Genomic DNA, 24,043 nt, shown 5'->3' with positions numbered 1-24,043 from the left:
GAATTTGAAAAGCCAGCTTGAACTATAACCCATACTTTTTTATAACTGTATTATTCTGGCGACTCAGAGGTGCACTATGAAAACTTTCGATACCCAACTTGCGATGAGCATTGTATCGCACTCAACGGGAGGTTTTAGTTATGACACACTCGCTAGAGCCTTGATTTCTAAAAGTAAAAATGAAAATTTTGACGTCCTTCTTGAATCATGTCGAAATTTTTGTCTCTCTCTTGAGGAAAAAGGTATTCTGAGGCGATGCCAAAAGTGTTCTCATTCTCAAGATGAGTATTTCGAGTATATTCCTCACTAGCATCAGTCCCTGAAAATTTTTTCAGGGACTGATAACTCCGTTCTTGTCATCCCCTTTTTTCTCCTGTAGCTTGTGTAACACGATTCTGGGGGGCGATTGTGAGCAACATCAACTTAATAACAACATGTACAAACGGCAAACACTACGATAGCGGGGATATATTGAGTCTGAGTCAATTTTCATCAGGCCGGACCCCTTCAAATATGCTCGTGAATTCTTGGTGCAATGCTTTGAATGAAGCTATATCTACATCTGCAACTGTATGTGCAGAAGATCTTTATAAAGGTGGGCATTGGGCGACGGCTAAAGCTATTTTAGATTGTTATCCTGTTGATTTATGGGTTCTTTCTGCTGGATTAGGTCTCCTTCACCACAAAGATAATGTCGTACCTTATAAAGCGACCTTTGCTGTTGGATATGACGAATCAATACCATTGTATTCTCAAGAATATGTAGGGAAAAGTTTTCATAGAACATGGTGGAAAGAAATAACTAATAGATCTATTTTTAAATCTAAGCATCCTACATCTATTGTAGAATTAATGAAAAAAAGAAAAAGAGACTATTATATTATCTGTGGCTCTCCAGATTATATTAATGCAATTGAACTGGATATCATTAATGGTCTCGAGTATCTGGTTGATGCAAAAAAACAACTGCTTATTATAACTTCCAAAAAAATCAATGGTAGGCTAACTGCATACCTTTTCAAAACCAACCAAAATATGGCTCAGTGGTTGAGATGCAACATGCTCATGCTTAATATCAGTGTGGCAAAATACATTGTGAAGGAATTTACGTCAAAACAACTCAATGATTTAAATGAGTTATCTCAAAAGTTAATAGAGGAACTCAAGGAGTTACCTGAGCGTGAAGTGAAAAAAGGAATACGTCGTACCCCAGAGGAAGTTAAGTCTTTCATTTTAAAGATTATGGAACAAAATCCTAGTATCAGTGCAACACATGCGTTGCGTGAATTTCGTGACTCGGGAAATTCATTTGAGGAAAAACGTTTTCGGGCTGAGTTTAAGGCCCTGAGAGAGGCTAAACCTTAATGCTACTTGCCCGGGTTTCATGGTAGAATCCCCCGTTTTTTGAGGCTTTGTAGTGGCGTCACAGGAGAGTAAGTTGTCGAAGCTAAAGTATTTTTTCCCTGATAGTCAGGATTTTATCGATCCCAGTTTCGACTTCTTCCGCGAAACGCGAAACGAACATCGCGTGCGTCAACGTGACGATCATTATCCGCATGAGGTTTTTCCTCATCCTTATGATGGTATGCTGGTTTCTAAAGCTGTAGTAGATGGTCTTGGCGGTGGCGAGAGCAAATATACCCGTGCCCAGCGTTTGCGTTACTTCCGTAATGGAATGAAGCATTTTTTCCGCCTGCCGGAAAATATGGAAACTATGGGTGATTGCGGAGCCTTCACCTATGTTAACCAAGATATCCCACCATACCGTGTGGAAGAGGTGATTGAGTTCTACGAAACTTCTCGCTTTAACCATGGAGTTTCTCTCGATCATATCGTGTTTGGCTATGAGAAACCTGGTGAGGTATTCAGTGGCGAAGTATTGGCTGAGTGTCGCCGTCGCCAGGATATCACGCTGACCTTGGCTCAAGAGTTTTTAAACAAGTCTCAAAAATCCTGCTTCACTCCCTTTGGCGTTGCACATGGATGGAGCAAAACCTCCTACCGTCAGTCTGTAGAGGCCCTGCTGGCCATGGGATACAAAAATATCACTATGGGAGGTATGGTGCCGTTGAAAACGGCGCAGATCCTAGAGACTCTCGAAGAGATTAAGCCGTTGCTGAAAAGTGATACGCATGTTCACTTGCTTGGTATTGCCCGTCCAGAGAGTTTTGCCGACTTTATCAAGTTTGGTGTGACCAGTATTGACTCGACTACACCGCTTCAGCAGGCCTTCAAAGATCGAAAAAATAACTACCATACGCCTGATGGCCCGGCCTATACCGCTGTGCGAGTCCCTCAGTTTGATGCGAATCCAAGTTTGAGTCGCAAAATAAAATCTGGCGTGATTGATCAGGATATTGCTCGGCATCTGGAAAAGGATGCCATGAATGCCCTGTTCGAATACGATAAAGGGGCTTTGTCCCTTGAGAAAACTCTTGAGGTAGTATTGGCTTATGAACGCCTGCATTCAGGTGAAAAAGAGGCCGATAAAATCCGTGCGGATTATGAACGCACGCTGGGAGAACGTCCCTGGAAACATTGCCAATGCAATATTTGTCAGGCTATCGGTATTAACGTCATTATTTTCCGCGGAGCAGAACGTAACCGTCGCCGTGGTTTCCATAATATTCAGGTGTTGTACAACCGTTTACAGCACACATTGTCATTACGCTCAGAGGAACTGTCATGAGTGAATATCGTGTTCCCGCTCTGCGAATCCGACAGGGTGAGGAGAGGCAACTCTATAGCCTTGCGATAGAAGGTAAACAAATCAGCAAAATTGCAGCGATTTCACGTATTCGTCGCGGCGAAGAGAGTTTGGTTGGTTATCAGCGTCCAGAAGTACGTAACCATATTCGCGAAATTCAGCGCTACATTGAGAGCGCAAATCCGATGATACCAAACCCGGTGATTATCGCTTTTGATAAGCGTGTGCGTTTTGAACCGCTTACAGATAATGGCGACATGGGACATCTGGTAATACCTTTCTCCGAAGATAAGGATTTTGAGAAGCCAGGTTTTATTGTTGATGGTCAACAACGTACCGCTGCTTTGCGGGATGCAGAAATCGACTCGTTTATGATGCCGGTCTCCGCTTTTATCGCTAATGATGCGGAAGAACAGCGTGAACAGTTCATGCTGGTTAACTCCACAAAACCGTTGCCCAAAACGTTGTTATACGAACTGGCACCACATACCCACGGTCGTCTGCCATCCGACCTGCAAATGCGTAAGTTTCCTTCACTGCTGACTCAACGACTGAACTTCGGCGAAGGTCCACTTGCAGGGCGTATCAAAACGGCGACCAATCCTGATGGGGTTATTGCTGACAACTCGATGATCAAAATGATCGATGCCAGTCTTCGTGAGGGAGCATTGTATCGCTTCCGTGACCCGGCGACAGGGTTGGGGGATGAAGGGAAGATGGTGAAATTGTTGAATAACTTCTGGTCGGCTGTGGAAACTGTGTTTACTGACGACTGGGATAAAAAGCCTCGCTATTCCCGCTTGTTACATGGCGTTGGTATTCTTGCGCTTGGCAGTTTGATGGATGAAATCGATCAGGTTCATCAGGACTATAAAGGTGAACCTGGCTGGACTGAGATCCCTTCCTACACTCGTTTTGTCGAAGAGCTAAACCGAATTAAGGCGCTTTGTGCATGGAGCAGTGGCGTGTGGAACTTCGGCACAGATATTGATGGTCAGCCTATCGTCCGTAAATGGAACGAACTGCAGAATCTGTCGAAAGATATCTCATTAGTGACGGATTATCTGGTCACGAGTTATATCAAAGCAGCGAACGACAATATATAAAAAAGGGGCATTTGCCCCATTTAGTGCCACTACTGCTGAACGTGCGCAATAAACGCGTTCAGCATTGACCCCGCACCTTTACCTGTCGGATAGATTAAATCTCTGCGCTGCGCTGAGACCGCGTAGAAGGCCTGATGAGTTGCGCTGCCTGCCGAAAAGATGAAGTAATCAGCCTGTTTCGCTTGATTAACTAGCTTATCGGTTGCCGTGTGCGCATGGCAGATCTCCACTCTGATCCCGGGGAACAGCGTTTCCAGCATCTGTTTCGCGCGTCTCGCCGCACCTTCTGTCAGGCTATAAATCGCTACTCTGGCTCCGGATAAGTCTGGCAACTCATCTTCTGCATCTGCCGTACCGCTATCCTTCTCAGCCGGAAATACGCTCTCTGCACCTTCCCCTAGTACTCCTGTCGCCAAGTTGCGCATAACGGTACGAGTAGTCGGATCCAGTCGTGCCCATATTCCGCCTACAAAAGATTGAACTCTGAGCCAAAGCGAGGTGAGTGTCGCCAGATCCTGCACCGGAGCATCAAGGAAGAGTTCGATTAACTCGCACAACGCAGACAGGTTGCGGAAAGAACTGGCTCTTTCTACGATCAATTCCAGCATGGCACCGGACTGTTGATACGCTTCCTGGCTAACGGAGCCTTGTAGGAACCGGTCCGTCGCCATCGCGGCCAGCTTAATGTCCGCCTGACTGACGCTTTGCTCCATCGCAAGAACATCCAGCCACTTCAGCCACGTCGTGCTACTCAGACTGAGTTGATGACATTCAAGCCATTCAATAAAGGCAGGCATCACGTTACGCAGGATCGGGAACGCGTTTGGCGAAACCTGACTTGATAGTAACTGGAGCATCGTAGCTTCATGAAACGAATCGGCGGGCCAGTTTTCACTTTCTAGCGCGACCAGTTGCACCAGGCTGTTACTATCGACTTCTGACTGACACAGTCGGGAGAAACAAATATCCCAGCCCACGATTTGTGGATTGCTCAGATGGCGGATTTCCTCAATGAGTGTTTTCAGCAGCGGCACCGCCATCGCCTGCTCCATCAACTGCTGATCCAGCGTACGGAGTGTATGCGCGTAGCTGGTAATCTCTTCTTGCGTAGCTGTCAGGGAGGCTTGCAGATATGCGGCAAGCTGTTGCAGTGTATCCGGGACCGACGCCGTTGCTGTCGTATCTGACGGACTCACTACGTTGAACGGTCTACTGGCCCAAGTGTGTAATCCACTCAGCCAGTCGGTTTTCAGACGTTCTGGCAACGCATTGAGCAGGTCGACCTCTCCAATAAGCATCACACCTGTGGCCCAACTTTTCCACGCAGCTATGTCAGCGTCATCCTGGGATAAGAAAGGCATCTGCGTAAACAGAGGATGTAGTGCCTGACATTGCGGGCGAAGATCCGCCGGGGAGGCCTGCGGGTACCCGTGGCTGTCGGGCGTAAAATAGACTTGCTGGTATGCTTTCAGCAGCATCCTCATTAGAGTTGTGGGAATGCGTCCCCGCACCAAATCCACAAGCGAATCGTGATTCAGCAGCGTGTCCCACCTTTCCAACTTACCTGCCTGCTGGAGTTCTAGCAGCATAAGGTTGCGCCGCGAAAGAGCGCCATTGTTCTTCAGTTCCTGTAGTAAAGCGTCGCTTGTGGTTTCGTCTTTTTGGCTATTTGCCAGAATAAAATCACTCAAGATCCGCCCAAAGGGGCGCTTGACCGTACGTACCATTGATGGCCTGTCACGAAACAGGGTGATCACGTCTTTGAGCGCAGCGAAGACCCGCTCTTTTGCCGGTTTATCTTTCTGTTTTGTGGGAAGTAATTCGATTCGTATAAATCCGGCCGGACAGTGTCTCAGCAGAGCCGTTTCAGATAGCGACGTCGCTCCCTGCGCCGGGACTAAAGTCACCTTTCTGTCGGCAATAACATCGGCAGAGCCCAGCCTGGCATTCAGGACATTGCTAAGTTCCAGCGTGGTGCGTTCCGTTTCTGCTGCGGCAAAAAATACCCAGCGATGAGCATCGCACCAGGGCAGAATAATTGGCCACTGAGCGTCAGTCGCGCTTTCGTAAAGCGGTAGTAAGACGGCTTTTAAGTCCGCAGGGTAGGCGTTTTCAACGTTTTCCAGCAGCCTGTCCAGCTTCAGTAAATTTCCGTTGCCAAAGAAGTCACACAGCCATTGAGAAGTATCAGTCATGGGTGTCTCCAAAGGTGTACTGGCCGCTAAATTCAATCAACGCATCTGAAATAACCGTATTATTGGTTGAAAACAGCAGATGCTCATCGTTCAGGTTTGCGCCGCTCCAGGTATAATTCATGGAGCCTTTCAGAAAGAAGTGTTTGGTCAGCATCCCTTTGGCGTGCAGGTTCTCGTGATATATATATTGCATGTCGTGATCGGGTGATAAGCGCGCCAGTAGTCGCTCGATAAAGACCACGCTGCGCGTGTCTTCACGTGTCACGATGCGTAGCGGACAGCCATTGTTGACGGCGGTAGCGAGTAATTCCTGGAAGCTGATCATTCGGGCGCCCCAAGAAGGATCAAGAAAACTCCACTGACCGCCTCGATTATCAATTACGTCGAAGTCGCTCATCCACGGCGAGATCAGCCAGATCAGTTCCGGATAGAGGATTAGGCCACTAAACTGCGCGCTCAGAATTTCCCGCAAATGTCGCTGGCCCAGTGGGCCATGCAGGAAAATTTGTCGTTGTTCTTCCATTCTGCGTCCCTTACAGCAGCGCTTCGGCCAGCTCAATACGTAACACCAGATTGCCATCCTGATAGTCCACGGCGGACTCGCGGGGGTAGAGATGCAAACCAAAGTACTCAATCGGTGTCACCTGTACCAGAGAGATCACTTCGACAATACGATGGCGAGCCTCTCGCGGGATATGCAATTCTGCAAAGCCGTGTTGGGTAATGGCGTGATGTAACTGTGCTAACCAGTCGCTCTCACTGATGCTGATGATACACGCCGTTTGTTGAAACAGTGAGCTTAGCAGCAGTCGTTCAGTCAGGTTGTTACCGGACTTAAAGGGGTTGTAATAGCTGAGAACCGACTGACGGATGGCATTACCGCGCTGCCAGAGCATTCCCTGAATTTTGCAAAAACGCTCAAAAACTTTAGTCACACTGGCGCCAGGCAGTTCTTGCGTCGCCTGTGTATGGGCAAAAATATTCAGGGCAATTTCGTATCCGGCTTTGTTTTCCAGGTCCCGCCATGCGATGAGATATGTCAGCATCTGCGCATCATGTGACGACTGGCTGCCCGGGCGTAGGATCCGCGTGTGCAGCACCGACATAAAACTGTGACTGAGTGCAAATCCTTGCGCCTTCAGCAGCGTTCTGAGGTGGGCGTTAGCCTCACGGCGCTGCGAATGGTTGCTGGCCTTACGTATTGAGTTCAAGGCCTCCTGGAGTTCACTGGAAGAGGGAAGTCGCGAAAGCATCTCGAACAGGTCATAGTCGATCTGCTCGTAATCGCTGGCGGCAAAACTACGCATAAACAGATTCAGTACGGAAACTGGATCCTGATGAAAAACGTCTTCCAGACGGGTAATAATGCCACAACCTCCGGGTTCTGATTCGCTCAGCCAGACGTCCAGTACCTCGTCGTTGAGTTCGGTATCCACCAGCAGACCGCGCTCATCGACATCCGGCAGTAACAGGTGGCTGGTTTGTTTGACCGCTCCGGCAAAGGTCGTTGTCAGCAGACACTGTAACCAGTTCTGGAAATCGACATCATCACTGAGATCCTGAGTCAGGATCGCGCTGTGCTTGTCCACCATGTTAAGGATGTCGGTCTCTTTAAACAGGCTGCGCAAATGTTGCTGCAGTTCTTGGCTTTCGGCGTCGTCTTCACCATCCTCGCTATTTTCAAAGATATTCTCTGCCTGGAAGAGAGAGTCCGCGATATCAGCCAGTCTACGTTGGCCGTCCGGGGTTTTTAATTCCGCGATAGCGTCTGCCAGAGACGACTGCGTGACCAATTCCCGCGTAACCGCAGCCAGGTAGCACTCGTAGATCCAGTCAGCGGTGAACGTGTCATATTCGAAACGTGGTTCATGTTTGATTCGATGCTGGAAATAGAGAGTTCGTAGTACGCGCTGAATGGCCTGGTCATGCCGGAGGCGTTTCAGCAGAGTAGGTGGAAGCGTAAATCTGAGCCGGACGCCATCCACCCACTGCCGTACGCCAACCCCGACAGGCTCGCCATGGTCGACCCACCTGAAGTTCACATGCGCTTGTTGCTTTGTTTTATTGCGTAACGAGGCCGTTGCGTGGGTGGCGTAACGCGTGACGTCGAGAGGTGTCATATTCTGGTGGGTAAAGAATGTCATGGAGAGGAGGATGTCCATCCACGGGCCAGCAGGAATTGGGAGCGGATCGGACTGATCGTCAGGGTTAAACCGGGTATGCCAGCACAGTTGCGAGTTACTTTTCTCGGTGAGATTTTGCTCGAATTGCAGCGCGCGCGTAAGCACCTGCATCGGACGAATGACCCTAATAGGAGGTTGACCTTCACACTCGATGACACACTCTGGCTGCCAAGTATCGCCGAAAGCCTGTTCAATTTCAAAATCAACATCTGAAACGCAGTTCATTGCCGGAACAAAGTTGTCCGGTATCAGCCAGTCAGCCTCATTGTCGGAATAAACGGCATAGCGTTTAGAAATGCGTCCTGGCGCAAACTCTTTCAGACCCTGAATAAAGGGCAAATGTTCACGCTTCTTGAACTTCCGCTCGAGATGGATCTCCAGTTCTGGCAGATTGAGTTCGCTGAATAGCGCTGAAGGAATAAAGGCCGGAAGCGGGGAACGTCCCGTCGAACGGTCTGCCTCAGGTTGGCCCATCCGCGACCATTGGGTGGTGAGTTGTCGTTTTAATGTTGGCAGCAACTCCATCATGATCGAACGGGGAGGCGACCACAGTACGCGCTGAAGTTGCTCGTCAGTGATGCGCAGCGCATAGAACAGATACTTCTCCAACTCCTGCTGCCATGCATGTTGTTCGCTCACGGCGGTAACCAGGTGGAGCATACGATCAAGATGGTCGAGAGACTCTCGCTTTGTCTGCGGTTTATTCAGCAATGACCAGATATTACTTCCAGGAATCTTCATGCTCAACCAGTCAAGTGTCGCCATTGCTGCCTGCATTTTCTGGATATGAATGTTGCCCATCGGCAACGACTGCCCTTTTATCTCTGGATTAATGAGTTCTTCATAGCGTTGATAAACGACGCGGTCTCGGCCAAATTCGGACAGGACTGCGACCATCCACGGACGCATGGTTCTTGATCGACCGGCACGCCCTTTACGCTGCAAATAGGAGGCAACGTTACGTGGCGCTTTATGCTGAATAACCATGCCAACGGAGGGATCGTTAAAGCCCACCTCCAGAGACGCGGTTGCAATCACTATTTCCGCTCTAGGATCGACCCCGACGTCCTGACTGGACGTTCGGGCGACGATGGCCCGGTCATTTTCGTCAAGTGGGTGACCAATATCCTGCGCGATACGCCAGTTCTGTCCTGCCTGAGTCAGCGCATGGCTGTTTTGCAGTGTTTCCAGACGCTGGGCGGCCAGCGGCGGTTTCGCAACGAATAAGTATTGACCGCGCGACCGCCAACCTTCAGCGTCACACAATTGATGATATAGTCGGTTATTGACATCCAGATCGTCGGTGAAAACGAAGGTTTTTTGCCCCCATGTCCCGTGCGATTTTTTCCTTTTCGTATCCAGAATACGTCGGGCGAGCATGCTGGTCTGGATAGTCGTTGAGAGGAGGGCGGTTTGTGAAACCGGATCGCCGCGTAATGCCAGCAGATATTCAGCCCCTTCATCTTCCATTTCGTTGATCTTCGGTTCGATAAGAGCTACATGTTTTTTATGCGCACCTACCAGGTCAGCGAAGAAACGTTCGGCGTCACTCAGCGTTGCCGACAGCCCGACAAAATGGGGGCGACTGCGTGCAAGTTGCATCCAGCGTCGCAGCAGATAGGCCGTCTGAGCACCAGTATTCCCCACATAGGTGTGTACTTCATCCAGCAGGACTACCGGCGGCGGCGTTACGCCAATGCCAATGCCAAATAGTTGATTCGCTTGGTTGTTCCCGAGGTGCTGATTGAGCATTTCGGTGGTGGTAAACAGGATGTCAGGCGGGTTTTTCATTAACGAGACGCGAGTCAGGATCACTTCGTCACTGTCTACGCTATGATCGCAGTGGCTACAACGAAGAATCTCTCTTTTCGATTTGATATCTTCTGCTTTCCAGTGCATTTGCCCCGGACATTTTGGCGTGGTGCAACGGAGTAAATCAAAGGGCATATCCTTGTCTTTATCTTTTGTTGCGTATTGATGGCTGAACGGGGTGTCACCGAAAAAAGATCCAATACGGATCTTGCGTCCTGCCAGTGTCAGGGCCTGACTGTCGAGCTCACGACATTTGCCCCAGGTTTCCATGAACTGATCTTTAAGCAGTTCTTTACGTGGATACAGCGCCAGCGTCCTGACCCGTTGTGAGTTGTCGCGCTGAATATCATTAAGGAGCGAAGTTAGTGCCGGGAGATAGAACGCCAGCGTTTTACCACTCCCCGTACCTGCACAGACAATAGTCCCGGTGGCTTCTTTCGCGTGAGCATGATTGCTATGAAAGTGCCAAGCGCGCAATATACGTTCGGTTGAGCGTTCCTGAAAGCCGGCAATAGAAAAGTCACCGATCAGTCGGGAAAGCGCTTGGCGTTTAATTTCGTTCATCCACGGAACGTCGACCCATTTGTTCAGCACTGTTTGCGCCGGAAGTTCCCGTTTCGGATAGTTGCGCGGACGACGGACGAAACGGTAGTCGGCGACGAGCGTCCGGGCTCGCTGAAGCGGTTGATCACGGAACCATTGACGCTGGTGTCGGAACAAGTGGACCGATTCCGCCATACGCGTGCGGTAGCACGCCTCCCCTTTGCTGGTCGGGACGCTGAAGAGCATGGCAGCATTCTGCAGCTCTGCCAGTAACGACTCGGCATCTTCGTAGGGTAGGTTCCGGGTAAAGAGTGAGATGATATCGGCATGGGTAAATGCGCCATCCGTATCCCCCCAGACCAACAGTTCCGCTTCCCGCTCTTCGAGCAGGTCCAGCGCCCGGTGCAGGTGGGACAAATCAGCCGTAGACATAAACTATTTCCTTGTGATCACAAACTCATCCAGCATCTCTTCATCCCTTAACCACTCAAGCACCTCGGGCGTCAGGGCACTTAACGTCGGGCGGAGACTCTGCGGGCCATTAATGCTATTGAAAAATGCTTGCACCACGTCAGGCCAGTCTGTTTTCATCATGCCGCGCAGGGAATATAGTTTTTCGGCGAGCGCTTTGATTTGGTGAATCTTTTCACCGTTTACTGGTTGGCACTGCGTTAAGTTTTCGAAATCCTGACGTCGACGCTCATAGTCGGAGGCGATATCGTCAAATTTGTTCGCATTTTTTTGGAAATTCAGTGTCTTGTCATCGACGTGAACCTGCTGATGTAACTCTTCCAGCCATGCATCCCAGGCATCTTTCAGTTCTTTGCTCAGATCCTTGTGTAGGGTACTGAGTTGGCTGACACAATGGGTCAAGGAATCATTCTGGATGATGTCGTAAGCGGTAGGTTCCTCTGAGGCGGCCAGCGTCTCATCTAGAGAGTTCTGTGGCGACCCTTCCTGATCTGCAAGGTTTTCTTCCTCGCCGGGATTGTTTACCGACTGGTTTTTCAGCCAGCGTCCCCACTGTAACTTGAGACTTTTGACGCTGTTCGCGGCAGCGATCAGTTCGCTCTGCTGCTCGTCATTCCAGGTAACTGCAATGCCCTGCGGGAGTTGTTGCTGGGCGGGATATTGCTGCCTAAGCAATGCAAACTTATCGGCAATGGTGTTAGTTTTGCTGTATACCAGATTACATTTATCGATGATTTGTGATGCCTTACCAGCCTGAACGCTAAGATCGAGCTCTTTTTGCATTTCTGCCAGTTGTTGGCGCAAGGTGGTCATTGATCGACTCCAGAGGCGATGATATCGCTCGCTAGTGTTTTCAGACGGTCATTCACTCTATTCAGAGCAAGAGTCAGTTGCTGTATATCCCCTTTGGCGTTCATCTGCTGGAGTGCGAACGCGATCTTAGGTTGTACCAGTTGCCATTGAGCAAGTACGCTGCTGATTCTTGAAACGTAGTCACCGTCAAGTTGACATATTTCCAGCCATAATCTCGCGCTATCTTTCTGTTTTTCAATGGAAAGTAATGAAATTAAAGTCTCCATACTCTCCTCGGCGTCGGTTCTGAGGGCTTCAATTTCACTCAACAGCCACGAAGATGGCTTGTACTGAGCGCTGCCGGTCGGGTAGTGCTCGGCCCGCACAGTCTCAATAAACGTCTGCCAGTCGTTCAGTTGGCTGAGGAAATCGTCGCCATCTTTAATGTTGGCAAAGAGTTGAACATTTTTTAGTGTGCTGGCAAGTTCCTGTTTAACGGAGAGCGCCGCGCGTTCAATTTCCGCACCAAGCGGCTGTTTTAAAATAGTTTTAAGTGCGGAAAATATTATATCGGCATCAAGCGCACGACTGGAGCCCAAGCCTGCGCCTTGCTCAGTGATAGCTACCTGTTCAAGCCACGCTTTTCTGGCATCATCCCATCCTACGAGCGCCTGCGTCCTGGCTTCGGCGACTCTGGCGCTGGTGTGAGGATGCAGGGTCGCCTCAATCCCTCTAAAACAGATTTCAGAAGGTGAAGTCGCCAGCGTTCGACCGGTACTTTTCCCTTCGGTTCTCCCGACGCCTTTCTGGGTGAGGCAGAGGGTATTGACGATCTCCGCCGGTTCTTCTTTCCCGGTCACCAGGCCAAGCAGCAGAGCTTTTTGCAGATGCTTTTTCAGCGCATCTCGTAAGTTACGCGCTCGGAAATGATTAATAGCGCTTTCCGTAGCCTGCGGCACCCACCACTGGATGAAGTTTTGATAGCGAGTGTAGTCTTCCTGCGCCTCGGGATAATTAAAGCCTTGATTTAAACCGGCGTAATGCTGGATACGTAACAGAGTTACAGCGGCGTTATACACATCGACCCGTCGGGAAGGATCGGTCAGATCCTGCTCAGAGTAAAAGTTCGTAATAATGCTTGAGGGATCCGACGCCGCTTTTGGCAGTGAAATCAATGTAAAACGCCCCTCTTTCAGCGGTGGCCGCGAAGACATTCCGAACAACTCTGGCTGCGCATGAATTTCATAACAGGCGTTCAGTGCCGCACGCAAATCACGGGCAACATCCTGCGGCAGAATGACGTTGTCATTCACCCATGCTCGGACCGCCCTAATAAACGGCAATTCGGATTTGGCATTAGGTTTTGCCTCTTCTTTTGGTTTTAACTCCGGATCGTCAAGCTTTTTACCCGCCGCCGTGCTGCCTGTTTTGCCTGCCATTTCGCGTGCGGTCTTTGTTACCGGTTCGGTCGTAGGGGTTTTGCCAGTCAGTTGCGCGGCAAGTTCATCGAGGCCAAAGGCACTCGCTACGCTGCCTGGCAGTTTTTCGCGTAGTTCATCAAAGGAATCAATGCCATATCCCCAGATGGCGGCAAGCGTCACCGAACTGCCAACCCGATTGACAACCATCTGTGAAATCTTGTCTTCGATCTCGGGAACGGCATTAATTCCAGCGAGATGAGTTGGCGGGAACTGCGTTTTATCCGCTTCTGTTCTGCAATCACGCAGAATATCTAACAGGATGCGGTTAATGATTGTGCGCGGGTTAAAAATCAACTCGCCGCTGCTGTCGCGGCAATGCTTATTCGCCAGTGCCAGAATGGCACTGCGGTTATACGGGAAGAGCGGGAATTTCTTATTGGCAGAATAACCAAAATCTTCCAGTGCATTGGGTATCTCATCACTGTGCCAGACAGGTGGCCACTGGGGTTTACCTTGCTCTGGACGGTTTTTTAACTCCTCTGATCCAAAGCGTGCGGCGTTCAGATAGCGACCACAGAGCGAGACAATACGATCTTTGTTATTGCCTTTATCGACGTTCTCGATGATCCACTCGTAGCCAGCACGCGTGATTAAGGTTTCTTGACGGCGTTTATAGCCGGGATAATTGTCGGTGACGGCAATCACCGAGTGGACCGGACAGAGGGTTTGCACGCCGCCAGGCGCCGCTTCTTCGATCAGGCTGTCGATCAGGACATCTTCGATGGCGGAGATCGCCGCCATATCTTCCACCAGAATCACCAGGCGACGATTCAGTCGCAGAAACTCCTTGCGGATTTCCTGGAAAAGCTCCTGAAAAGAACCCCCATTGAAGGTGAACAGGCGTTTGAAGAGGGACTTCAGCGAGGCATGCATGGCTTCATTGAGCACGCGCGCCGCCCGAGCACGCGCTTCTACCTGGTCTGACTCGTGCAATTGAGAATGATTCAGGTAGCGACGTGCACGCGCGGATAAATCGTCAGGCTCAAAAACGAAATAGAGGTCTTCCGGTAGAAGTTCATATTTATCATGATTTTCTTCTCCTTCCTCCAGACCATTACTCATCCGACTGGCCAGTTTGAAAATGCAGTGCTCAGGCTTCAGCAGATTCTGTTTGAAGTTAGGGTCTGTGATCAGATCGCAGATACCGTTCTCTACCTCTTCAATGATGGTTTCCATATAGGCGAGTCGGTCTGATGGAATGTCTTTACCTTGTGCCTGCAGTGTTTTACCTTCCTCCATCACTGCTTTTTGCATGTCCTGCAACTGATGGGCCATCATGGTCAACAGCAGGTCTGCCAGATCTTTCGCAGGATATTGTTCCGTCACTTCATTAACGCGCGTGCGTGCGTTGTCGAAAAATTCCCCCGTCAGATTTTTCAGGATGCGTAAAAGTACCTGTCGCAGACTGGAGTTTTTAGGAATACGGACAATTTCCCATTGTGCACGCTGGCCGTTTTCCGTCAGGTACATGTTGAACCTGCAGTCTAACCATCGCACCAGATGCGATTTTCCCATTCCCGAACGGCCAATTAAAGGGATGGCACGCTCCGTAATGAGTAACTGCTGGAACAGATCTTCGTCACGCAATATTTCATGATTTTCATTGACGTCGCGTCGGGTCAGTAGCATCGGTTCATGCACGGCCAGAAGCACATGATCCTCTAATTCTTCCGCTTCATTGCGAATGCATTGAACGATATTTTCCCTGGACGGCCAGTACTCCATCATGCTCATTGTGCATCCTCCCTCAGAGTGATTTGGCTAACCCGTCGAATTTTGCCCTCAGGTAACTGGAGTGAGGAGGCGTCTTCATCATCACTGCCGGTGGTGAGAATAATGCGCTTACTGATTTCAAGTCGTTGTAGCGCAATGGATGTGCTGGTGCAGATATTGTCACCTTCCGGAGAGATCCAGTCTTTTTCCTGCTGCATCACATCATGAACGGAGTTTCTGAACTGCCCGCCGTCCATCATCGGCATGACCTCCGCCATGTTTGCCATGAAGATTTTGGCGGGAAGAGTGCGTGTGTTGCCAAAGATTATCGGCAGAAAACATTGAATGGCCCGGGTGGGGTCGGTGACATAATTTCCGTCCGGCATTAGCTCGAGAAAACCTAGAAAACGGCCAAAGTCTCTTACTAACTTCGCGGTGTTTTCGTTTACCTTTTCACCTGGTAGCCATTTGTGTATTTTCTTTGTGATGATTGGTGGGGAGAGCGGTTCTTGACCTCCTGGCGAATGCTGCTGAAGGCTCAACAGACAACTCAGCACCCGCCATAACGGTTCGCATTCATTCCCATTGGCAACGCCTTTTTCGCGACAAGAATCAATCGCACAGGCAAGCAGGCGATGCGCCAGTGGACGTGCGTTTTCTTCAAGCGGTAACATCATTCCGTCGCGCATCGGCCATAGTCCCTGACTGCACCAGAAACTCAAGTTCTCTGTGAATTTCCCCCACGCGTTATCGTTAGCTGGCAAGTTATCAGGGCGATAACGGGCGAGTAGAGTGTCCTGAGACAACGGTTCCTGTGCGCTTTGTAGAATGCGTTCAATTAGAGGAAGGAGTACCAGGACGCTCCCAGCACCTGCGTTATTAATTATTGACATGTTGTAGTTGCCTGATAAAAGTGTCCAGCGACAGCGCATTACCTGCGCTTTCGCACCATGTACGATGTGGGAACTGAGGATCGGCGAGATGCTCAGGTGCAATAATAATTCGCTCAAAACGCGTCACGGGTAGATTCGGGAACGCATCGGCGGTGTTAGGGATGATCACGATCTCTGGTCCATCCGATGCAGGCGCTGTCATTTTCTGTGCGCTCCAGAAGTGCGAAAGCGAGTCCAGGTTGTTCTCTAACTGGAGGAACACTTGCCTGTCTGCACGAATAAACACATATTCGCCAGAGGTGATCAGTGACCGCAACGTTACACGAAGTTTCGTTAACAATGAATGCAACTTCATGTTTTCGTTGTAATACACTTTCTTTTCGGTGCCTACGAAGAGTGCTTTTTTCTTTGGCTCGGAACGTATAATTTGTACATCTGTGCCCACAGTGGGGGAAAATGCCCCTTTCCCTTTGTGGCGACACCCCGGACAACCTCCACAAGTTAACTCGGGAGGATGGTTTTGATATTCATAGAATTTCTGCAGAATTTTACACAGCGATTTGCCGGGATCCTCCAACCACATTTCCATTACCGTAAAGGCTGCCCGGCGGTTATTCAACTCGGACTGACGGATCTTCTCCACATGGGTGTTCCAGTGCGCTTCTGAATAATGCGCATCGTCACAGTGACGGATATGAACGTGGTTGTAGTAGCTTTCGAACCATTCACTTAGTTGCGTGTTGTCGTCATCCAGATTATCTCGAAGGGTGTCAGGAATTTTCGGATCATCAAAGACCAGTTTGATGAGTTTGGCCCTTTGCATTAACAGCAATGTCCGACGGTTCCAGGCTTCATTTTTATCGCCCTGGTGATCAATATGAACGGGCTTGATGTTTAGTGAAATCATGTAGTCAGCGATCGGACTTTCTTTGCGATCATCAAACATCGCTTTCCAGCGGGCAAAGCCTTTTTCTACGCCAATCAGCGTCTCAACGGCCAGTGATTTTGCCGTTTTCATTTGCGCCTTATGCCATACAAGGTGCACTTGGCAGGATCTACCGTCACGCCCGGCGCGCCCACAGTCCTGGTAATAACGGTCGATACTTTCCGGAATGGCAGCATGTATGATGCTGCGAATATCCTTTTTATTCATTCCTACCCCAAAGGCTGAGGTGGCGACCATGATATCGAGTTGGTCATTTTTCCATTTAGAAATCAATTTTTTGCGATTGTTTGTGTCAATTTGCCCGTGGAATGTGCCGGTTCGCCAGTAGCCTAGTTCGTGCAGACGGACAGACCACATTTCCGCATCTGTGCGTGTGGTGCAATACAAAATCAGCGGGCGGGGTAAGGTCATTAGCAGTTGTTCGACCCGCCTACGATGCGTGTTTTCATTTGCCTCATGATGCACAAAATATTCCGGCTCTGGGCGTAGGAAATTAGCTGACACTTCAATCAGTTCGCTATTTTCATCATGGAACTGCTCGATCAGAATGTTCCGAGTGCTTTTGCTGTACGTCGCCGAAAGTAGCAGTGTACGAAAACGGCATTTTCCCTGGGCTTTCAGTGAGCGAATCATAGGGGCAATCAGCTGAAAGTCAGGGCGGAACTCCGCGCCCCATTGATCGATCAAATGTGCTTCGTCGATGACGATCGCGCCAATCATATTCAGTCTGGAAAGCTCAAACAGCATAGGAACCAGAGAAGAGCGAACGGCTTCCGGGGAACAAAAGAGCACACGCTGTGTTCCCGCTTTGATTCTTTCCTTAATCGCCTGACGTGCGGGCTGTTCTTGTCCTCCGACCCAGGCATAACTCCCACCATGATCTTGGTCGGCACCACGAAGCAGCTTTTGCATGTCGTCAGCCTGCTCAATAGCGAGAGCGACGGTAGGGACGATCACCAGCGTGAAGGTGTTTGTCGGTGCGCTGAGCACCTGGAGTTGGGTAAGAAGGCTTTTACCGCAACTGGTGGGCAGGTTCACCAGCAACGTACAGTTATCATCAGACGTCAGTAGCGTCCGAATAGCGGCCTGTTGACCGAATCCCTGATAATGAGTCAGCCAGGGCTCCTCGGGTAGCAGGCGCTTCAGCGCAGGATCGGTCTCCGGGCGCAGTAAGTTCCTGCGGATCTTACGCAGATAGGTGGCTCTGGTTAGCGCTAGGTCTGCCTCTTCAGCTAGTTGAATTTGTTGTGTTGCAGGCGACTTTGTCATGCCCCACTCAGGTGCTGGAACGTCGGTCAGTTCAGGCGGCAGGGGGAGCAACGGCGCGCTAATACCGCTCGCATGAGCCGCTCGTAATGCATCGGCGTAGCCGGCAAATATATCACCATGCCCTGCCGAGGCATCTGTGATGATCTGAATTAGTCTGTTCAGAAACTGATTTTCGATGCCATCCTTAAATGTGACCCCTTGGCTAAAGCAGGTGTTTAGTGCCTGCTGCAGGCGTGACCACTCTTCTTCCATCAGGCGATTTCCTCCAGTAGATTTTTGCTACACACCACCACGGCTTTGACGGCCATTAACTGGAGTCCGGCCTGATCACCGAGGGTGGTTTGTTGTTGTTCCCGATCGCTGGCATAGACTCGCTCCACCATCTCTTTCCAGTAACTCGGTGAAATAAGCTCTTCAATTTCTAGCCAGAGGTTAGGGCGCAGATTCATATCTGCATAGAATTTCTGCGATGTTTCGTGCTTGGCGTATTCGCCATTGAGAAGTTCCAGAACCTGTGGATTAGTAACTGGTTTGCCTTCAGAGGAAAGCCAATGTTGCACAATACGCGGGGGGGACAGTTCATCTGCTATGCGGCGTTGTGAGTAGGTATCCTCCATCTGGTGATGAGTGACAAGCCAGGTAGATTGGAAGAAGCAATTGGGTTCCTTTAGTTGCCCGGGGATCACCCGCAGTATCGCCATAGAACTGCCCCTGGCGTCTAGGTTTAATAGTTGCCAGATCGTATCGACAAATGGCTGTCCGTACCGCAATGGATAAACGGTTGTCCCCTCGATAGATGGAATGCGTTCAGCACTCATCAGATGCGTTGACGGCGGGTTGCCGCCTTCTTTATCGAAGCTAAGCATGCAGGTGGTGAGAAAGGTTTTAAAATCAACCAGCGTCCCTGTACTGCGGTCAGAGAGTTCAAACTGAAACTTGATGCCTTTTTCTGCGGTACCGGTAGCGCGAAAACGCAGTGCACGCGTGATCCAGTTGGTAAGCGCATTACATTGCGCTACCGCAAGATGATCGTCAGCGCTGATCTGTTGCGCAAAAATCGCCGCCTCGGCAATCTCGTCATCCATCGCAAGCAGCTTTTCCTGCATGTTAATTTTGTTCGTTTCATTGGCCAGAATACCCTGTTCGCCAGGGAATTCGCTGGCAATACGTTCAAGGGGCACCGGCCCTTCTTGGTAGACATTTCGCCACGCATTTTCCAGATAATTATCGAGGGCGAATTGGAGGCTAGCGATGGTGTTATTAAATACGCCAATGCTGTCTTTCAGAATGCTGGCCCATATATTGCGTAATCCACGGTCGGCGTGGTTTTTCAGGATCAGACTCTGAACGGGTTTTACACCTTTTAGGTTTGCACTGTACCTGTTCAGACGACCAAGGCGCTGTTCAATGCGACTGCAAGAGCGCGGTAAACCGTAGTGAACGGCCAGTCGTAGACCTCCATGGAGATTCAGACCATCTTCGCCGCTTTTATCACAAATCAGGACCCGTATTGGGCTGCCGGGTTTCAGGTACCCCAAGGGGTGACCCGACTGATAGCGCTCCTGCGGATATTCCAGCAGCAACTCGAGCTTTATTGCCAAGTGCTGAGCTAGAGTCGGACGATCGCAGAAGATGATGGTTTTTCCAGTCGGATTCTTTTGCAGCCACTCATTCAAGGTGATTGCTAGCTTGGTATCAATGACCTGAAGTTCTTTTTTTGCTGTAGAAACAATATGTTCTAATAGTTCTCGTTCTTCCTGAGTGCGTTCCGATTCACCCAAATGCACTTTAGCGCGTTGCATGACGCAGAGTGGGCTGGACAGGAGATCATCGATCCATAAGAGGTACGTGTCTTCATTCATTGCCCATTGCGTATTCTGTGGCAGTAAAGATAAGGAACGATACTCATCAATCAACTCGTCTAACGCTAACCCATCGCAATGCCAGTGGCACTCCAGGGCTCCATTGAGCCCTGGAAACAGAAGGTTCAGGTTGAGGTTTTTCGTTTCATCGAAGCTGAGTGAAACCTGACGGCGGTTACGCAACAGACGATGATGAATGCGATAGTTTTCCCCTAGGTACCGGCGAATATCCCGGATTCCTTCTTCACGCTCCGGGGTATTTGGTGAAAACGTCCCAATAAGCGGGATGAGTTGCTGGCAGAGCGTCATCAGAACCGTATCTTCCGGGAACTGCTGCTGCAGTGTTTCGAGATTACGGCGTAAGCTGACGTTCGAGACTGTGGGCACTAACCCCGAGAAGATCCCACCGAGGTTTTCACGATTTTTTACCAGTTCGGTAAAGCCTCGCAGATTGGCTTCATCCACTTGGTAGGCTTCGGGATTAATACAGTGCAGCATTGACAAGAAGTTCCTTTCATGCCCGTGCAGAGGGGTCCCGGTAAGTAACAGAACGTAGTGGGCTTTCTGACAAGCCTGAGCAATCAGGTTGAAGTCATAACGTTCATCTTTGTCTTCTGACCACGGCCAGGAAGCAATCTGGTGAACCTCATCAACCACGATAAGTGAAGGTAGGAATCCTCGTTCAATCAAGGCGCAGGCATCAAAATGACTGCAAATCACAATGCCTTCTGCGACCTCATTTTGTCGCATACCCGTGAGGGCCGAGGAGGCATCAATAATCAGTTGTTTCAGTTGAAAGCGTTCACCCAGTTCTTCCCGCCATTGGTTAACGAGCGGTGTTGGAACCGCAATAAGCATGCTGACGTGGCCATTAGTTTCTAACGCGTGTTCACGGACGACCATGCCTGCTTCGATGGTTTTCCCCAGCCCAACCTCATCGGCTAGAATATATTTAGGATTTTTATCCTGAAGCACGCGACGTACCACCGCTAACTGGTGGGGTTCGAGTTCAACGGCACTACTGGAAATGGATACCATCGCCCGGCAGGCAGCACGTTGCTGGATGTAAGTTTCAATAAAGGCTTGGCGGTGAGGGAAAAAAAACGGTGCGTCATTAGCTTGGAGGGCAAGGAAATCTGCAGGGTTTACTGGGGTATCCGGCGCTTTGTTCAGAACAAAAATTTCGTCGATTGGCAGCGTAGTACTTTCATCTTCGCGAAAGATGACGAGAAAATCCCCTTTGGGGCGCGAACCGCCAAATCGGGCTCTAGCCCATCGTTGGCTTTGTGGTTCAATGCAATAAATGACCGTCTCTTCGTGCGGGATTGTCGTGGTGAGTTGTTCTAAAGGAACTTTCGTTTGCCGTGCATAAGGTTGAGTCGGTGACTCAAAAAAAGCGACCGTGACGTTATTTGTATCACTATCGACAGTGACAACTTTACCGATGCCTTCAAATTGCTCAGAGATAACCAGTGACCCGATGGGTAATGCGTTCATCCTCACAGTCCTTGAATCGTTTCTTATAATCACATTTGATCAAAAACAACCAGACTCAGACCGAAAAGCGTTACTTTGATATGCCTGAGCGACATGCACTTATAAGTGCATTGTTTTGAGTATTATGATCAGGATACTGAGATAACTCCCATATTCAAGGGGGAAAGCAGAAAAAGATCAATGAGATGTTGGCTTATGTTGGGGAGGTTTCAGCGATATCAATTTTATCTGTTATGATGAGCATTTTTCAACCTACCAATGTTAGCCGGATAAATTCCAAAATAATTGTTAAGTAATAATAAAATGGTTCATCATTGAATACTAAATATCAACATTAATAGAAGAAAAATATAAACTACCGAGAATTGTGATATGGGTTGGAAAATAGAATATCATTTGTTGCTATCGAACAAAAAGCGTGACTGGTTGAGATGACAACCAGTCACCAAGTTGATTATCATTCACCCCGGTAAATGCAACCCGCCGTGCAGGTCTCTTTCACTACCACTGCGCTCAGGAGTGGCAGCTGTGGTTTAATCTGTTGCCAGACCCATTCCGCCAGTACTTCGCTGGTCGGGTTTTCCAGACCAGGGATATCGTTGAGGTAGTAGTGATCTAGTCGGTCCAGAGTGGGTTTGAAAATCGCTTTCAACTCGGCAAAGTCGATAATCCAACCGGTGTGAGGATCAACCTCCCCTGTGATTTCAAGGCGAACTACAAAAGAGTGACCGTGTAAGCGGCCACATTTATGACCTTCCGGAACGTTTGGAAGACGGTGTGCGGCTTCAAAGGTGAAATCTTTGTACAATGTTGTTTTCATAGCGACCTCATTTTTTGTTATACAGTAACAACAAGAAGCAAAAATTCCTAGAATTTCTGAGTCGGTGATTAACACTATTGTATTGGCAAGATTATTGCAGTCGAGCCTTAACCAGGCAGTTGTAACGGTGACTCCGTCATGCAGGATGAGTATGCTACTTAATCGTATGTGATCGCTGACCTGACTACCTTTGGTCAAGCTATTGTCGGTGTGCCGGGCGTTCGGTCTGGTTTTAGGAATGGTATTGCAGTGCATTACTATACAAGTGGTAGGTATAGCGGTTGTAAGGGGCGGTCTGTGTAACTATAAGGTCAAGACGTCAGATAGATAGCATGCGGATTTCAATCAAAGCAAGTTTAACTTTATTCTGTGTAGTGTTGTGCCGTAAAAAATACCGTTTCCATTTTATTCGTTTAACATCAGGTACAACTAACCACAGATGTACTCTATTCGTGGGCATATTACGGCTTATATAATTTCCTGCTTTATACAGGATATTCTCAATGGAGTTGCGAGATAGTGAAGATTTAAAAGCATGTTTGCACTGAACAAAAATAGTGTCATCCCCTTTTCGTAGAATAAGGTCGATACCGCCATCATTAAACCCTGCTGTGAGCCCTCTGTATTCAACTTCGTAACCCTCAGCCTCAAATGCCTGACCAGTAAATTTTTCGTAAAGAGAACCCCAGCCATGAGGATCAAGATCGGCAAAATGACCGGTAAACAAAAGAGTATTCTCTGTGAGAACTGAGTAGGTCTTCATACTGTGATCCAGTTTGAGGTATCCAGCCTGAAGTACAGTTCCAATACCCTTCATAATCAGCCTCCTGCAGTAAGTAATTAGGTAATGTCAAACGCATATTGATTGTGAGAAGAGCGTATTTCAAACGGTTCTCACCCGTTAATAAATCATGTTAACTCGCGAGAGAATCTTCTTGGGGGCCTTCGGATGATGCTTGTTCCTCAGTTGGCATTGCTGCAGAAGTATCTGGGTTCACATCGTTACACGGCGGATGGTTCCTGAGCCAAGTCTCGAATAAATGCCCAAATTTAGAACCCAGGTAGATATCTTCAATCTGGGAAATTATATAACCTATAACAGTAATAATAGCGGAAGCATAAATCAATAAAAACAAGATAAACAACCCCGTCTCTTTGCTTCTCCAGAAAGAAGAGATGGAATCCCATCCTGCATAAATAAACATAGCAACTGCAAATATCCCAAACAAGGTAGTTATCACGTAGGATCTGCGGACAACCTTGGTGTTAACGCTGAACCCTTTCTCAGGATAGTGACCGATAATTGTGTTTTTCAGAAAACCTCGCAGACGTACATCCAGCGAGCTAATATTTTCAGCCGCCATACAGGAAACCAACTGGTGACAATGCCACACAGGCAAATACATTCCCAGTTGTTCATATAAAAGTTTCATCTGAACAAGAACATGCGGCGTTGTTTTTTTTTCTTTTAATGCATCAATTTTTGAAAAAATCTCTACTTTCTTATCCGCAGGAATTTTATCAAACTGGTATTTTCGTTTAGGTCGTGGGTTACCAACGATTTTTCCTGTCCAGTCAATAATTTTCTTTATCAAATACAGAACTACGGGGATGAGCAACCCTGTAACAATATCAATCCCAGAAATCGATGACATTCTTATACTCCTTAAACACGTAATATCAACACTCAGGCCAACCAGGATAGCATAGCGAGTTATACCGTTTCAGTACAGATGAATTGTTTTAGAAATCA

14 protein-coding genes are annotated in these 24,043 nt (G+C 48.8%); 3 read left to right on the top strand and 11 right to left on the bottom strand.

Translation table 11 applies throughout. The annotated features are described in order from the left end of the window. The first annotated feature begins 513 nt into the window (after positions 1–513). The 3 genes from ENTCL_RS23895 (at position 514) to dbpB (ending at position 3,813) form a co-directional block, all read left to right on the top strand. On the top strand, positions 514–1,365 hold the full coding sequence (locus ENTCL_RS23895) for a hypothetical protein (RefSeq protein ID WP_013367839.1): 852 nt from the start codon (positions 514–516) through the stop codon (positions 1,363–1,365). Positions 1,366–1,438: 73 nt separating this feature from the next. Further along, on the top strand, positions 1,439–2,689 hold the full coding sequence (gene dpdA, locus ENTCL_RS23235; protein WP_071841423.1) for a tRNA-guanine transglycosylase DpdA: 1,251 nt from the start codon (positions 1,439–1,441) through the stop codon (positions 2,687–2,689). Further along, on the top strand, positions 2,686–3,813 hold the full coding sequence (dbpB, locus tag ENTCL_RS19345; RefSeq protein WP_013367837.1) for a DGQHR domain-containing protein DpdB: 1,128 nt from the start codon (positions 2,686–2,688) through the stop codon (positions 3,811–3,813). The genes dpdA and dbpB overlap by 4 nt, the downstream gene beginning before the upstream one ends. Before the next feature lie 29 nt (positions 3,814–3,842). On the opposite strand, the gene dpdD is transcribed toward dbpB, so the two are convergent. The 11 genes from dpdD to ENTCL_RS19290 form a co-directional block, all read right to left on the bottom strand. Further along, positions 3,843–6,008, bottom strand: a complete 2,166-nt coding sequence (gene dpdD / locus ENTCL_RS19340) for a protein DpdD (protein ID WP_013367836.1) — start codon at positions 6,006–6,008, stop codon at positions 3,843–3,845. Then, entirely contained in the window at positions 6,001–6,531 is a 531-nt protein-coding gene (dpdK, locus tag ENTCL_RS19335; RefSeq protein WP_013367835.1) for a phospholipase D-like domain-containing protein DpdK, read from the bottom strand. Before dpdK ends, dpdD begins: the two co-directional genes overlap by 8 nt. Positions 6,532–6,541: 10 nt before the next feature. Then, positions 6,542–10,978: a protein DpdJ gene (gene dpdJ, locus ENTCL_RS19330; protein ID WP_013367834.1), complete on the bottom strand. Its 4,437-nt coding sequence runs from the start codon at positions 10,976–10,978 to the stop codon at positions 6,542–6,544. 3 nt (positions 10,979–10,981) lie between these two features. Continuing rightward, positions 10,982–11,830: a hypothetical protein gene (locus ENTCL_RS19325; protein ID WP_013367833.1), complete on the bottom strand. Its 849-nt coding sequence runs from the start codon at positions 11,828–11,830 to the stop codon at positions 10,982–10,984. Further along, entirely contained in the window at positions 11,827–15,024 is a 3,198-nt protein-coding gene (gene dpdH, locus ENTCL_RS19320) for a protein DpdH (RefSeq protein WP_013367832.1), read from the bottom strand. Before dpdH ends, ENTCL_RS19325 begins: the two co-directional genes overlap by 4 nt. After that, positions 15,021–15,896 carry a protein DpdG gene (gene dpdG / locus ENTCL_RS19315; protein WP_013367831.1) on the bottom strand — a complete coding sequence of 292 codons (876 nt, stop codon included), beginning with the start codon at positions 15,894–15,896 and terminating at the stop codon, positions 15,021–15,023. The genes dpdH and dpdG overlap by 4 nt, the downstream gene beginning before the upstream one ends. Further along, positions 15,883–18,363: a protein DpdF gene (dpdF, locus tag ENTCL_RS19310; protein ID WP_013367830.1), complete on the bottom strand. Its 2,481-nt coding sequence runs from the start codon at positions 18,361–18,363 to the stop codon at positions 15,883–15,885. Before dpdF ends, dpdG begins: the two co-directional genes overlap by 14 nt. Then, positions 18,363–21,470, bottom strand: coding sequence for a protein DpdE (gene dpdE / locus ENTCL_RS19305; RefSeq protein WP_013367829.1), 3,108 nt, complete (start codon positions 21,468–21,470; stop codon positions 18,363–18,365). Before dpdE ends, dpdF begins: the two co-directional genes overlap by 1 nt. 457 nt (positions 21,471–21,927) lie before the next feature. After that, entirely contained in the window at positions 21,928–22,290 is a 363-nt protein-coding gene (gene queD / locus ENTCL_RS19300) for a 6-carboxytetrahydropterin synthase QueD (RefSeq protein ID WP_013367828.1), read from the bottom strand. A gap of 319 nt (positions 22,291–22,609) precedes the next feature. Next, on the bottom strand, positions 22,610–23,107 hold the full coding sequence (locus tag ENTCL_RS19295) for a restriction endonuclease (protein ID WP_013367827.1): 498 nt from the start codon (positions 23,105–23,107) through the stop codon (positions 22,610–22,612). Positions 23,108–23,204: 97 nt separating this feature from the next. Then, positions 23,205–23,945 carry a hypothetical protein gene (locus ENTCL_RS19290; protein WP_013367826.1) on the bottom strand — a complete coding sequence of 247 codons (741 nt, stop codon included), beginning with the start codon at positions 23,943–23,945 and terminating at the stop codon, positions 23,205–23,207. Positions 23,946–24,043 lie beyond the last annotated feature (98 nt).

Source organism: [Enterobacter] lignolyticus SCF1 (assembly GCF_000164865.1).
Taxonomy (GTDB): Bacteria; Pseudomonadota; Gammaproteobacteria; order Enterobacterales; family Enterobacteriaceae; genus Enterobacter_B; species Enterobacter_B lignolyticus.
Note: the sequence above shows the minus strand (reverse complement) of the source record. Positions and strands in the feature narration are given on the sequence as shown.

Bases quoted from the DNA above. Each gene is read 5' to 3' on its own strand.
- dpdK (WP_013367835.1), bottom strand. From the start codon at position 6,531: ATGGAAGAACAACGACAAATTTTCCTGCATGGCCCACTGGGCCAGCGA.
- dpdD (WP_013367836.1), bottom strand. From the start codon at position 6,008: ATGACTGATACTTCTCAATGGCTGTGTGACTTCTTTGGCAACGGAAAT.
- ENTCL_RS19290 (WP_013367826.1), bottom strand. From the start codon at position 23,945: ATGTCATCGATTTCTGGGATTGATATTGTTACAGGGTTGCTCATCCCC.
- dbpB (WP_013367837.1), top strand. From the start codon at position 2,686: ATGAGTGAATATCGTGTTCCCGCTCTGCGAATCCGACAGGGTGAGGAG.
- ENTCL_RS19325 (WP_013367833.1), bottom strand. From the start codon at position 11,830: ATGACCACCTTGCGCCAACAACTGGCAGAAATGCAAAAAGAGCTCGAT.
- queD (WP_013367828.1), bottom strand. From the start codon at position 22,290: ATGAAAACAACATTGTACAAAGATTTCACCTTTGAAGCCGCACACCGT.
- dpdJ (WP_013367834.1), bottom strand. From the start codon at position 10,978: ATGTCTACGGCTGATTTGTCCCACCTGCACCGGGCGCTGGACCTGCTC.
- dpdF (WP_013367830.1), bottom strand. From the start codon at position 18,363: ATGGAAGAAGAGTGGTCACGCCTGCAGCAGGCACTAAACACCTGCTTT.
- ENTCL_RS23895 (WP_013367839.1), top strand. From the start codon at position 514: ATGCTCGTGAATTCTTGGTGCAATGCTTTGAATGAAGCTATATCTACA.
- ENTCL_RS19295 (WP_013367827.1), bottom strand. From the start codon at position 23,107: ATGAAGGGTATTGGAACTGTACTTCAGGCTGGATACCTCAAACTGGAT.
- dpdH (WP_013367832.1), bottom strand. From the start codon at position 15,024: ATGAGCATGATGGAGTACTGGCCGTCCAGGGAAAATATCGTTCAATGC.
- dpdE (WP_013367829.1), bottom strand. From the start codon at position 21,470: ATGAACGCATTACCCATCGGGTCACTGGTTATCTCTGAGCAATTTGAA.
- dpdG (WP_013367831.1), bottom strand. From the start codon at position 15,896: ATGTCAATAATTAATAACGCAGGTGCTGGGAGCGTCCTGGTACTCCTT.